This is a genomic window from Streptosporangium sandarakinum (assembly GCF_050942225.1).
Taxonomy (GTDB): Bacteria; Actinomycetota; Actinomycetes; order Streptosporangiales; family Streptosporangiaceae; genus Streptosporangium; species Streptosporangium nondiastaticum.
The window spans coordinates 977,461-989,813 of sequence record NZ_CP192034.1; the positions used below are offsets into that span (position 1 = coordinate 977,461).

At 74.2% G+C, this 12,353-nt stretch carries 12 protein-coding genes and 1 tRNA gene; 11 read left to right on the forward strand and 2 right to left on the reverse strand.

Annotated features, from left to right (window positions below; all coding sequences use genetic code 11):
• The first annotated feature begins 37 nt into the window (after window positions 1-37).
• From ACQP10_RS04755 to ACQP10_RS04775, 5 genes are all read left to right on the forward strand, one after another.
• A complete protein-coding gene (locus ACQP10_RS04755) occupies window positions 38-1,555 on the forward strand; it encodes an ATP-binding protein (protein WP_433540956.1) in 1,518 nt (505 codons plus the stop codon).
• Between the two features lie 90 nt (window positions 1,556-1,645).
• On the forward strand, window positions 1,646-2,242 hold the full coding sequence (locus ACQP10_RS04760) for a hypothetical protein (RefSeq protein WP_433540957.1): 597 nt from the start codon (window positions 1,646-1,648) through the stop codon (window positions 2,240-2,242).
• A 268-nt stretch (window positions 2,243-2,510) separates the two neighbouring features.
• Window positions 2,511-4,787: a hypothetical protein gene (locus ACQP10_RS04765; protein WP_433540958.1), complete on the forward strand. Its 2,277-nt coding sequence runs from the start codon at window positions 2,511-2,513 to the stop codon at window positions 4,785-4,787.
• Window positions 4,788-4,931: 144 nt separating this feature from the next.
• Window positions 4,932-5,522, forward strand: a complete 591-nt coding sequence (locus ACQP10_RS04770; protein ID WP_346017590.1) for an RNA polymerase sigma factor — start codon at window positions 4,932-4,934, stop codon at window positions 5,520-5,522.
• On the forward strand, window positions 5,509-6,420 hold the full coding sequence (locus ACQP10_RS04775) for a hypothetical protein (protein ID WP_433540959.1): 912 nt from the start codon (window positions 5,509-5,511) through the stop codon (window positions 6,418-6,420). Before ACQP10_RS04770 ends, ACQP10_RS04775 begins: the two co-directional genes overlap by 14 nt.
• A 37-nt stretch (window positions 6,421-6,457) precedes the next feature.
• On the opposite strand, the gene ACQP10_RS04780 is transcribed toward ACQP10_RS04775, so the two are convergent.
• A complete protein-coding gene (locus ACQP10_RS04780) occupies window positions 6,458-7,477 on the reverse strand; it encodes an adenosine deaminase (protein ID WP_346017588.1) in 1,020 nt (339 codons plus the stop codon).
• Window positions 7,478-7,681: 204 nt separating this feature from the next.
• On the opposite strand from ACQP10_RS04780, the gene ACQP10_RS04785 reads away from it, so the two are divergent.
• On the forward strand, window positions 7,682-7,963 hold the full coding sequence (locus ACQP10_RS04785; RefSeq protein WP_179819712.1) for a hypothetical protein: 282 nt from the start codon (window positions 7,682-7,684) through the stop codon (window positions 7,961-7,963).
• Between the two features lie 52 nt (window positions 7,964-8,015).
• On the opposite strand, the gene ACQP10_RS04790 is transcribed toward ACQP10_RS04785, so the two are convergent.
• Window positions 8,016-9,221 carry a pyridoxal phosphate-dependent aminotransferase gene (locus ACQP10_RS04790; protein ID WP_346017586.1) on the reverse strand — a complete coding sequence of 402 codons (1,206 nt, stop codon included), beginning with the start codon at window positions 9,219-9,221 and terminating at the stop codon, window positions 8,016-8,018.
• A 297-nt stretch (window positions 9,222-9,518) separates the two neighbouring features.
• Between ACQP10_RS04790 and ACQP10_RS04795 the strand changes: the two genes are divergently transcribed.
• The 5 genes from ACQP10_RS04795 to rplA all read left to right on the forward strand — a co-directional run bounded on the left by ACQP10_RS04795 (window position 9,519) and on the right by rplA (window position 12,195).
• A tRNA-Trp gene (locus ACQP10_RS04795) sits at window positions 9,519-9,591 on the forward strand.
• Between the two features lie 77 nt (window positions 9,592-9,668).
• Window positions 9,669-9,917 carry a preprotein translocase subunit SecE gene (gene secE, locus ACQP10_RS04800; RefSeq protein WP_179819710.1) on the forward strand — a complete coding sequence of 83 codons (249 nt, stop codon included), beginning with the start codon at window positions 9,669-9,671 and terminating at the stop codon, window positions 9,915-9,917.
• A 77-nt stretch (window positions 9,918-9,994) separates the two neighbouring features.
• Window positions 9,995-10,765, forward strand: a complete 771-nt coding sequence (nusG, locus tag ACQP10_RS04805) for a transcription termination/antitermination protein NusG (RefSeq protein WP_346017585.1) — start codon at window positions 9,995-9,997, stop codon at window positions 10,763-10,765.
• 117 nt (window positions 10,766-10,882) lie between these two features.
• Window positions 10,883-11,314 carry a 50S ribosomal protein L11 gene (rplK, locus tag ACQP10_RS04810; protein ID WP_179819708.1) on the forward strand — a complete coding sequence of 144 codons (432 nt, stop codon included), beginning with the start codon at window positions 10,883-10,885 and terminating at the stop codon, window positions 11,312-11,314.
• Window positions 11,315-11,481: 167 nt separating this feature from the next.
• On the forward strand, window positions 11,482-12,195 hold the full coding sequence (rplA, locus tag ACQP10_RS04815; RefSeq protein ID WP_346017584.1) for a 50S ribosomal protein L1: 714 nt from the start codon (window positions 11,482-11,484) through the stop codon (window positions 12,193-12,195).
• Window positions 12,196-12,353: the final 158 nt, after the last annotated feature.

Genomic DNA, 12,353 nt, shown 5'->3' on the forward strand with positions numbered 1-12,353 from the left:
TGGTTGGCTTGCCACCTCACGCGGGGGGTGCGGAGCGGTGGGGGAGACACGCACGTGCCGGGGGAACGTCCCGGCGGAGATCAGCAGCCTCGTCGGGCGGCGCGAGGAGCTCGGCGGGATCGCCGCGCTGGTCGCCCGGTCGCCGCTGGTGACCCTCACCGGCGTCGCCGGGGTGGGCAAGACCAGGCTCGCGCTCGGGGCGGCCGGCGTGCTCGGCGGCTCCTTCCCCGACGGAGCGTGGTTCGCCGAGCTGTCGGCCGAGCAGAACGGAGCCCTCGTCGGCCACCGGGTCGCCGCGGTCCTCGGCCTGCCCGAGCAGGCGGCCCACCCTCAGGCCGAGGTGCTGGCCGGATTCCTCGCCGACCGGCGGCTGCTGCTGGTCCTGGACACCTGCGACCACCTGCGCGGCGCCTGCGCGGAACTGCTGCGCCCGATCCTGGCCCGGGCCCCGCACGTCCGGGTGATCGCCACCTGCCGCCGCCCGCTCGGCGCGCCCGGCGAGCGGGTCCTGCGGGTCGGGCCCCTGGACGCGAGCGGTCCCGGCTCCGACGCGGTGCGGCTGCTCGGCGAGCGGGCCCGCGCCGCGGTACCCGGCCTCACCCTCGACGAGGCGGAGGCGACCCGGATCTGCCGGCTGCTGGACGGCGTCCCGCTCGCCATCGAACTCGCCGCCCGGCGGCTGCGGGCCCTGTCGGCCCGGCAGGTCGCCGACCGGCTGGGCGACCGCCTCGGGCTGCTCACCGGCGGCGGTCCGGCGCCGTTCGGGCGGCACCGGACGCTGCGCACCGCGGTCGGCTGGAGCCATGAGCTGTGCTCCCCCGCCGAGCGCCTGCTCTGGGCCCGGCTGTCGGTCTTCCCCGGAGACTTCGACGCCGATGACGCGCGCGCGGTGTGCGGCGACGAGGCGCTCGCCGACCCGCCGCTGGCCCGGCTGGCCGAGGCGTCCCTGCTGGAGAGGCGCGGAGACCGCTACCGGATGCTCGGCATGACCCGCGACTACGGCGGGGAGTGGCTGCGCCGCCTGGGCGAGGAGGACGCCCTACGCCGCCGCCACCGCGACCACTACCTCGCCGCCGCGCGCCGCGCCGGGGCCGAGTGGTACGGCCCGCGCCAGCGGGAGTGGGCCGCCTGGACCCGCCGGGAGCTGCCCAACCTGCGGGCGGCCCTCGACCGCGACGACGGTCCCGACCTGCCCGGCGCCCTCTGGTTCGCCTGGTGCTGCCTCGGCCTGGCCGATCCGGGCCGCCGTTACCTCGACCGCTCGCTGCGCCGGCACACCCGGCCGGGCCCGGCGCGGACCCTGGCCCTGTGGGCGCGGGCGCAGGCCGCGCTCTCCGCCGGCGACGCGGCGGCGGCCCGCGCCGGAGCCGTGGAGGCATACGAGGCCGCGACGGCCGGGAACGACCCGGACATCGCGGGGCGGGCGCTCCAGTGCGCCGCGGCGGCCACCCTCGCCCTCGGTGACCCGGGGAGGCCGGGCGCCTCGTGGTCGCGGCGTTCGAACTGCTCGGGCGGGCCGCCCGGGACGACCTCGGCCTCGCCCTCGCCGAGGTGACGCTCGCCCGGACCCTGTGTGCGCGGGGGCGTTCGACCGGGCGGTGGCGATACTCGACCGGCGGGCGCGCCGCGCCGTACGCGGTGAGCTGTGGACGCGCGCGGAGGGCGAGCAGGTGCGCTCGCTGGCCGAGCTGGGCCGGGGGACGCGGGCGCGGCCGAGACCTCCGCGCGGGCGGCGCTCGACGCCAGGTGGCGTCTGGGCGACGGGACCGGCGCCGCCCTGGCGATGGAGCAGCTCGCCGCGGCGGCGGCGCGCCGTGGTGACGGGCGGCGGGCCGCCTGGCTGCTGGGGGCGTCCCGGCGGGCACGGGAGGACTCCGGCGCGTCGGTGAACGGAGTGTTCACCGGCGACGCGGCCACCGGCGGCGGACCCGCGCACGGCACCACGCTCCCGGACGCCGCGGGCGGCCCGTCCGGATCCGGTGCGCCGGTGGGCGGGTCACCGGGGTGGGATGGGTCCGGTCACGGCACGCCGGTGTACGGCGGGCCCGTGTACGGCACGCCCGGCTTCGCGGTCGGGCGGGAGCGGACGGAACGGAGGGCCCGGGCGCTGGCGGGCGACGTCGCGCACGATTGGGCGTTCGCCCGTGGGCTGGCCACGGCACCGGGGGTCGCCGTGGCGCTGATCCGGAACGCCGGTGACGCCGTCCATCCGCCCACCGGACGCGCCTCCTCCCGGACCTGACCCTTCCGGGACCGGCGCCGGATCCTTCCGGGGCCCGCGCCGGTCCGCCGGATCCGGCGCGCCCTCCCCGGTCCGACAAAAGGGATGTTTCCGTAATTTCCCTACGCGTGGGGGAAGTTCGGCCTCGGCGCGGCGGTGAGATATGCGCCGGAGGAGAAGGAAACCCCCACCGGCAAGGGGCCTGTGGCCCGGTCCGTGACCCTGACGGGATGCGATTCCTGAGCGACCCACGTTCAGCAGGAAGCCCAGCAGGAGGGAGCGCGAACCGGTGGAACCCCATCCATGGTGGCGAGGGAACCTGCCCGCGGAACCGAACCGTTTCGTCGGACGCCAGGCCGAGGTCACGAAGGCGCTGAAACTCCTGGCCGACACGTCGTCGGTCACGATCACCGGCGCGGCGGGCGTCGGCAAGACACGGATCGCCCTCAGGGCGGCGGCGGAGTGCCGCGACTTCCACCCGGACGGCGCCTGGCTGGTGGAGCTGTCCGGCGAGCGCGACGGCGGCCTGCTCCCGCACGCCGTCGCGGCCGTCATGGGCATGCCCGAGCGGTCCGCCCGGCCGCAGGACGACCTGCTCGTCGAGTTCCTCGCGGGAAAACACCTCCTGCTGATCCTCGACTCCTGCGACCGGCTCGCCGCCGCCTGCCGTGAGCTCGCCGTCCGAATCCGGGCCGAGGCGCCGGGCGTGCGCCTACTGCTCACCTCCCGGCGGCCGCTCGGGCTGCCGCATGAGGCGGTGCTGCCCGTGGAGCCGTTCCGTCCCCCTGCCCCGAGGACCTTCGCCCCGCGGACTCCGGCCCCGCGGACTCCGGCCCCGCGGTCCCCAGAACAGCGGACCCCAGAACAGCGGACCCCAGAACCGGAGACTCCGGATCCGTGGACCTCCGCCCCGTACCCGGCCGACGCCGCGACCGACGACGCGCTCCGGGTCTTCCTCGACCGGGCCGAGGCGACGGCGCCCGGCCTGGTGACGGGTGAGGCGGCCATCGGGGCCGCCGAGCGGATCTGCCGGCTGCTGGGCGGCGTCCCGCTCGCCCTGGAACTCGCCGCCGGGCATCTCCCGGCGGCCCCGCGCCCCGCCGGGCCTCTCCCGGCCACTCCTCCTTCCGCCAGATCCCTTCCGACGCCCCCGTCTCCCGCCGGGTCCCTTCCGGCCGGATCACCTTCCGCCGGGTCCCCGGCCGGACCGGTGGAGTGGCTCGCCGACCGGCTGGAGGAGCGGTTCGAGCCCCGGCCGGCCGCCCACCCGCCGTTCTTCCGCCCCCAGCGGCTGCGCGCCGTGATCGACTGGAGCCACGAGCTGTGCTCCCCGGCCGAACGGCTGCTCTGGGCCCGCCTGTCGGTCTTCGCCGGCCCCATCGACCCGGAGTCCGCCCGGTGGGTGTGCGGCGACGAACGTCTCAACGGCGTGCCGGACCTGCTGGCCGGCCTCGCGGCCAAGGGGCTGCTCACCCCGGTCCCCGGCGGCTACCGGCAACCGGAACCGGTCAGGGAGTACGGCGCGGAGCGGCTGGCCCGGCTCGGGGAAGAAGCCCGGATGGTCCGGCGGCACCGCCACCACCACCTCGGGCTGGCCCGTCGCGCCGAGGCCGGCTGGTACGGCCCGGCGCAGGAGGAATGGGCCGCCCGGCTGCGGTTCTCGCTACCCGACCTGCGCCGCGTGCTCGACTCGCCGTCCGATCCGCTGTCCGCCGAGCTCGCCGGGATCCTGTGGATCATCTGGCACTGCATGGGCCGGCTGAACGAGGGCCGCCGCCACCTGGGGCGGGTGATCGCCGCCGCACCGGTGGCCGATCCCGGCCTGCCCCGGCTGCTGTGGGCCGACGCGTGCGTGGCCGCCGCCCAGGGAGACCCGGAACGCGCCCACCGCAGGGCCGAGGCGGCGTTGTCGGCCGCCCTCGACTGGTCCGACCACGCGGCCGCCGGGTACGCCCGGCTGGCACTGGCCTGCCACGCCCTGCTCACCGGTGCCCTCGGTGAGGTACGGCCCGCCGTACGGCGCGTCCGCGAGCACTTCCACCGTGCCGGGGTGATGACCGTCGGGGAGCCGCTCGCCCTGGTGGTCGCGGCGATCGCGGATACCTGGCGCGGCGAGTTCGCCCGGGCCGTCACCACGCTGGAGGAGGCCGGGCGGCAGTGCGAGGCCCGCGGCGAGCTCTGGGCCCGCGCCCAGTGCGACCACGTGCTGTCCATCGCCCGGCTCGGCCTGGGGGAGGCCGACGAGGCGGCGCGGGCGGCCGGGCGGTCGCTCGCCGCCCGGTGGCGCCTGCGCGACACGGCGGGCGCGGCGGAGGCCCTGGGCCAGCTCGCGGTGATCGCCTCGATCCAGGGGGACGCCCGCCGTACGGCCCGCCTGCAGGGCGCCGAGAAGCGGATGCGCGGCCTGTCCGGGGCGCGCGGACCCGGCCGGGAGAGCGTGTGCGAGCCCGGGACGGTCGCCGAGCGGACCGCCCGGCAGCTCCTCGGCGACGACGCCTACGACGCCGCCTTCGCCGAGGGATGCGACGACGACCCGGGCTCCGCGGTGCTCCACGCCCTCGGCTGAGGGGCCGGCGCGATCGGCGCGTGCCCGGGGAACCCCCGCGGGTCCGGGGCTTCCCGGGAGGGGCCGCGGCCGTGGGGCGGTTCGTGCGGGGACTCCCGCGGAGCCCCGGGGGGCTTCCCGGGGACGCCGCGATGCGGTGGAATCTTGGGGCGCGCCCCCGATCCCGGGGCGGCACCCCCCCCGAAGGAGCCCCCGGCGGACGACGACGAGGCGATCGCCCGTTCCCTGGACGGCGACCTGGCGGCCTACGAGGTCCTGGTCGCCCGCTACAGCGCGCTCGCGCACCGCACGGCGGCGATGCTCGGGGCCGGCGACGAGGCCGAGGACGTCGTCCAGGAGGCGTTCGTCAAGGCGTACCGCCACCTGGGCGGTTTCCGGCGCGGCGCGCCGTTCCGCCCCTGGTTGCTGCGGATCGTGGCCAACGAGACCCATGACCTGACCCGTTCCCGGGGCCGCCGCGCGGAGCTGGCCGCGCGGGTCACCGAGCTCGGCCCGCCGGGCGCGTCGCAGAGCTCCGAGGACGCGGCCGTCGCCACCGACCGGCGCGCCCGGCTCCTCGACCTGGTGCGCGCGCTTCCGGAGCGGGAACGCCAGGCGGTCGTCTGCCGGTACTTCCTGCAGCTGTCCGAGGCCGAGACCGCCCAGGTGCTCGGGCTGCCGGTCGGCACCGTCAAGTCCCGGACCTCCCGGGGCCTGCGCCGGCTGCGCGAGGAGGTGGACCGTGACCTCACCTGACGACACCCCGCCGGGCGTCCCGTCCGAGGGCGCCGGAGCCGGTGGCGGTGTGCCGTCCGGGTCCGATCCCTCCCGGGCCGCCGCGCCCGGTGACACCGGCGGTGTCGAGGCCGCGCTCCTGGCCCTGGGGGAGGCGCTGGAGGTCCCCGCGCCGCCCCCGGCCGAGGTGGCGCTGGCCGTACGGGCCCGGCTCGAAGCCGCAGGGGAGGGCCGTCCCGCCGGGGCGCCCGGCGGCGGTCCGCGCCCGGAACCGTCCTCCCGCCCCGGACCGCGGCGCGCGCCGGGGCGGCGCGGTGACGGGCGGGGGCCGGGGCGCGTCACCCGGCGGCGCGCGGTCGTCGCGGTCGTGGTCGCCGCCGCCCTCCTGTTCGGGGTCACCCCGGCGGGGCAGGCGGCGGTCGCGCGGGTCCTGCGGTTCGCCGGGATCGAGCTGCGTGTCGGCGGCCCCGGGCCGCTGCCCTCCGGGGTGGCCGAGCCGCTTCCGGGAGAGCGGCGGGTCACGCTGGAGGAGGCCCGGCGGCAGGCGGCCTTCCCCGTCTCGGTCCCCGCCGGACTGGAGGACCCCGCCGACGTCCGGGTCGCCGACGGCGGCCGGGTGGTGTCGCTGCTCTGGCCGGGTATCCGGCTGGACGAGTACGACGGCGTGCTCCAGGTCGTCTTCCGCAAGGAACTGGGGCCGCCCTGGCCCGATCAGGTGACGGTCGGCGCCTCGACGGGATGGTGGATCCCGGGCCCGCACGGCCTGGTCTACCTGCCCCGCACGGGGGTCGGTGAGGCGCCCGCCCGTCCTCGCCGGGCGGACCCGACCCTCATCTGGCAGAAGGGGAGGACGGGCCTGCGCCTGGAGGGGGTCGCCGACCTCCGGCGTGCCCTGGAGATCGCCCGGTCGGTCCGCTGAGCCCCTGAGTCCGCCGAGCCGGGTTCCGCCGTACGGCTCAGGCCGGGGACGCCAGCCAGGCGTCGATGTCCGCGAGCAGATCCCGGCGCACGTGCTCCGGGGCCGCCGACGCCCGGATGGACTGCCGGGCCAGTTCGGCCAGCTCGGCGTCGGCGAAGCCGTACACCTCCCTGGCAAGCTCGTACTGCCGCAGCAGCCGAGAGCCGAACAGCAGCGGGTCGTCGGCGCCCAGCGCGATCGACACGCCCGCGTCGAACAGCCGCCGCAGCGGCACGTCCTCGGCCCGCTCGGCCACGCCGAGCCCGACGTTGGAGGACGGGCAGACCTCGCAGGTGATCCCCCGCTCCGCCAGGCGCTCCATGAGCCGCTCGGACTCGGCCGCCCGCACGCCGTGCCCGACCCGGTCGGCGCCGAGCAGGTCGACGCACTCGACCACGCTGCCGGCGCCCAGCAGCTCCCCGCCGTGCGGCAGGGACAGCAGCCCGGCCCGCTTGGCGAGCCGGAACGCCCCGTCGAAGTCGCGGGCCCGGCCCCGGCGCTCGTCGTTGGACAGCCCGAACCCGACCACGCCCTGGTCCATGTGATGGGCGGCGAGCCGGGCGAGCGTCTTGGCGTCGAGGGGGTGCCGGGTGCGGTTGGCGGCCACCACGACGGCCACGCCGATCCCCGCGTGCCCGGCGGCCTTGCGCGCGGCGTCGAGCATCAGCTCCAGGGTCCGGGTGAGACCGCCGAACCTGTGGGCGTACCCCGACGGGTCCACCTGGATCTCCAGCCAGCGCGACCCCTCCGCGGCCTCGTCCTCGGCGGCCTCCCGCAGCAGCCGGTAGACGTCGTCCTCCCGCTGCAGGACCGACCGGGCGATGTCGTACAGCCGCTGGAAGCGGAACCAGCCGCGCTCGTCGGTCGCCCGCAGCTTCGGCGGCCAGTCCTGGACCAGCGCGTCCGGCAGGTGCAGGCCGTGTCCCCGGGCCAGCTCCACCAGGGTGGTGTGCCGCATCGAACCGGTGAAGTGCAGGTGGAGATGAGCCTTGGGCAGTGCGCGCAGGGGACGTGCCATTTCCATATGGTGCCCTACCCGCGGCGCTCCCGCGCACCGTACGGCGGGGCGGCCCGATGCAGGAGGCTGCCGGGGCGGCTGGGGCTCCAGGGAAAGACGGGTTTCACCACGCGGTTACTCTACGCCTCTTTGCGATTACTTCACGTTGTTGGGGCCGGGTCGCAGACGGCGGCCCCGCACGAGCAGGAGGCACCAATGAGACGCGTGACCACCACACTCGGCGCACTCGCCGCGGCCGCGGCGCTCGCCCTGACCGTCTCCCAGCCCGCCCAGGCGGCCCAGGGGGCGCTGATCATCAACGGGGCGGTCTACTACGACCCCAGCGGCTGCTACGGCTCCGACGTCTTCCCGCTCGACGTCGAGAACCAGACCGACGACTACGTCTACATCTGGAACGGCCCCTACTGCACCGGGGAGGTCGTCCTCGTGCTGAGCCCGGACACCGCCGCCGTCGTGGAGGAGGGGGTCAGCGTCTCCGTCGAGTGAGCCGGGCCCGGCCGCGGGGGTTCGCCTCCCCGCGGCCGGGCCGGCCGTACGGCTAGCGCGACTGGGTGAGGAACTTGGCGACCCGGCTGACGCCCTCGACCAGGTCGTCGTCGCCCAGCGCGTAGGACAGCCGGAAGTAGCCCGGGGTGCCGAACGCCTCGCCGGGCACGAGCGCGACCTCGGCCTCCTCCAGGATCAGCTCGGCGAGCTCGGCGGACGTCTGCGGCCGCCGGCCGCCGAAGTCCCGGCCCAGCAGCTCCTTGACCGACGGGTAGGCGTAGAAGGCGCCCTTCGGTTCCGGGCAGAGCACGCCGGGGATCTCGTTCAGCATGCGGACCATGGTCCTGCGGCGGCGGTCGAACGCCTCACGCATCTCCGCCACGGCCGACAGGTCGCCGGCGACGGCCGCCAGCGCCGCGGCCTGGGCCACGTTGGAGACGTTGGAGGTGGCGTGCGACTGCAGGTTGGTCGCGGCCTTGACGACGTCCTTGGGGCCGATCAGCCAGCCGACCCGCCAGCCGGTCATCGCGTAGGTCTTGGCGACGCCGTTCAGCACGACGACCCTGTCGCCCAGCTCGGGGACGGCGGTGGCGATGCTCACGAAGCTCGCGTCGCCGTACGTCAGGTGCTCGTAGATCTCGTCGGTGACGACCCACAGGTCGTGCTCGGCGGCCCACCGGCCGATCGCCTCGACCTGCTCGGGGCTGTAGACGGCGCCGGTCGGGTTGGACGGCGAGACGAACAGCAGGACCTTGGTCCGGTCGGTGCGGGCCGCCTCCAGCTGCTCGACGCTCGCGAGGTAGCCCGTGGTCTCGTCGGTCACGACGTCGACCTGGACGCCGCCGGCCAGCTTGATCGCCTCGGGGTAGGTCGTCCAGTACGGCGCGACGACCAGGACCTCGTCGCCCGGGTCGAGCAGCGTGGCGAACGCCTCGTAGACCGCCTGCTTGCCGCCGTTCGTGACCAGCACCTGGGCCGCCTCGATCCGGTAGCCGGAGTCGCGGAGCGTCTTGTCGGCGATGGCCTGCTTCAGCTCGGGAAGGCCGCCGGCCGGGGTGTACTTGTGGAAGCGCGGGCTCCGGCACGCCTCGACGGCCGCATCGACGATGTAACCGGGAGTCGGGAAGTCCGGCTCGCCCGCGCCGAAGCCGATGACCGGGCGGCCCGCCGCCTTCATCGCCTTGGCCTTGGCGTCCACGGCGAGCGTGGCGGACTCGGAGATCGCGGAGATACGCGCTGAGATGCGAGGACGGGTCATGGCTCCATGGTTACAGAACCGTGGCCCGCCTTCCGACGCACATCCATGATGTGGACGTCCGCGCGCCGGACCGGCGAAGCCGCCGGAGACGCCGGGCCGTACGCCGGGCCCGGCACGGGGATGCGACCCGGCGGGTCGAAAGGAGGCGTGACCAGGACGATCGTCCGCCGGTTCGACGTACGGGCCATTCCCACGTAGACTCCGGCATGGTCTTACCGCCCTCCGCGTGAATCGGCGGTCAAGACCGTGAGCCACGGACAAACTTCGGTCCAACCGATGTATGGTGGTTCATGTCTTAGGGCACTAGCGCAATTGGTAGCGCACCGGTCTCCAAAACCGGCGGTTGGGGGTTCGAGTCCCTCGTGCCCTGCGAGGAGCGGTCCGCGCATCAGGGCGTCTAGCGCGCCGCAGGCATGCGTTGGACACGACGGATTTCGGGTGAGGACTGTGGCGATCGACACGCGCGGCGAAACCGCAGACAAGCCGAGCGGTGAGAAGAAGGCCAAGCGTACTTCTCCTGCCCTTTTCTACCGACAGGTCATCGCTGAGCTGCGCAAGGTCATCTGGCCCACGCGCAAGGAGCTCATCTCTTACACCGTCATCGTCCTGGGTTTTGTTCTGATCATGGTCGCGATCGTGGCCGGTCTCGACGCGATCCTCACCGAAGGTGTGCTGCGGATCTTCGGCGGAGCCTGATCCGCCGCCAGGCGCGCTCATCCCCGCGTCGTACCGCGGTAAGTCAATAGCCATCGACGGAAAGAGAATGAGTCACCGTGTCCGAGTCTTCACAGACGGCCGGCGAGCACCCCGAGGACCGGGTGAGCGAGCCGGAAGAGGCCGTCGACGTCGAGGCGAGCTCGCCGGTCGAGCCCGCCGAGACTGACGTCGAGGCCGACACCGAGGCCGAGGAGGCCCCGGTCGGCGCCGTCGATGAGGACGGAGACGTCCTTCCCGACGTCGACCCGGTCGAGGAGTTCAAGCGCGAGCTGCGGGGCCAGTACGGCGAGTGGTACGTCATCCACTCCTACGCGGGCTACGAGAACCGCGTGAAGTCGAACATCGAGACCCGCACGCAGTCCCTCAACATGGAGGACTACATCTTCCAGGTCGAGGTGCCGACCCATCACGTGACCGAGGTCAAGAGCGGCAAGCGCCAGCTCGTCAAGGAGCGGGTGCTGCCCGGCTACGTCCTCGTCCGGATGGAGCTCACCGACGAGTCCTGGTCCGCGGTGCGCAACACCCCCGGCGTGACCGGCTTCGTCGGCCTGTCCAACAAGCCGAGCCCGCTGAGCATCGACGAGGTCGCCAAGCTGCTCGCACCCGAGCCGTCCGAGGAGACCAAGAAGACGACCTCCAAGGCCGCCGCCGCGACCGTCGACTTCGAGGTCGGCGAGTCCGTCACGGTCATGGACGGCCCCTTCGCGACGCTCCCCGCGACGGTCAGCGAGATCAGCGTCGAGTCGCAGAAGCTCAAGGTGCTGGTGTCGATCTTCGGTCGTGAGACCCCGGTCGAGCTGTCGTTCAACCAGGTCTCGAAGATCTGACCGGTTCACATACACTAAGTCGTTCGGTGGCCGTGTCCGCGAAGCACGGCCCGCCGACATGCTCCCGCACGCTCTGCGCGGGAGCCGCGTCAACCCGAAGAGGACCCGGAGAGAACCATGCCTCCTAAGAAGAAGATCGCGGCACTGGTCAAGGTCCAGCTTCCCGCTGGCCAGGCCACGCCCGCCCCGCCGGTCGGTACCGCCCTCGGTCCGCACGGCGTCAACATCATGGACTTCGTGAAGCAGTACAACGCTGCCACCGAGGCCCAGCGCGGCAACATCATCCCCGTTGAGATCACCATCTTCGAGGACCGCACCTTCACCTTCGTCACGAAGACGCCCCCGGCGCCTGAGCTGATCAAGAAGGCCGCCGGTGTGGCCAAGGGCTCGCCCGTCCCGCAGAAGGACAAGGTCGGCAAGCTGACCCGCGACCAGCTGCGCGAGATCGCCCAGACCAAGATGCAGGACCTCAACGCCAACGACATCGAGGCGGCCGAGAAGATCATCGCCGGCACCGCCCGGTCGATGGGCATCACGATCGCCGACTAGTCACGGCGAGCCGGGCGTGAGCGGGCGTGGACCGAGGAGGTCCACCGGTCCCGTGAGTGCCCCGGAGGCGGGCGCGACCGACGTCGCGCCGGCACCACGACCTCGAAGCAAGTGGAGGGGCCAGGCGCTGGCCCGTACCACGGACACTCGGATCCAGGAGTGAGCAAGTGAAGCGCAGCAAGGGCTACCGCAACGCAGCGGCCCAGATCGACCGCGAGAACCTCTACAGCCCCGCCGAGGCGGTCAAGCTGGCCAAGGAGACCAGCGTCGCCAAGTTCGACGCGACCGTCGAGGTCGCGCTGCGGCTGGGCGTCGACCCCCGCAAGGCCGACCAGATGGTCCGCGGCACCGTCAACCTCCCGCACGGCACCGGTAAGACCGCCCGGGTCCTGGTCTTCGCGACCGGTGACCGTGCCGAGGAGGCCCGCGCCGCGGGCGCCGACATCGTCGGCGCCGACGAGCTGATCGACGAGGTCGCCAAGGGCCGTCTCGACTTCGACGCGGTCGTCGCCACGCCGGACCTCATGGGCAAGGTCGGCCGCCTGGGCCGCGTGCTCGGCCCGCGTGGCCTCATGCCGAACCCCAAGACCGGCACCGTCACCCCGGCCGTCGGCAAGGCCGTCACCGACATCAAGGGCGGCAAGATCGAGTTCCGTGTCGACCGGCACGCGAACCTGCACTTCATCATCGGCAAGGTGTCGTTCACCGAGCGTCAGCTCATCGAGAACTACGCCGCCGCCCTTGAGGAGGTGCTGCGTCTCAAGCCGTCCGCGGCCAAGGGTCGCTACGTCAAGAAGGTCGCCTTCACCACGTCCATGGGCCCCGGCATCCCGGTCGACCCGAACGTGACGCGGGTGGCGGCCGCCGACGCCGAAGCCTGACGGCGATCACCTCTTCGAACGCGAGAGTCCGCGCGTAGACCCCGCCACGGCGGGGCTCCGCGCGGACCCCGGGGCCTCAACCGAATCGGCCATTCGGTTGAGGCCCTTCGTGTTTCCTTCGTCCCTGCGGACGACGCGGACGACACGTTCGCCGCGTA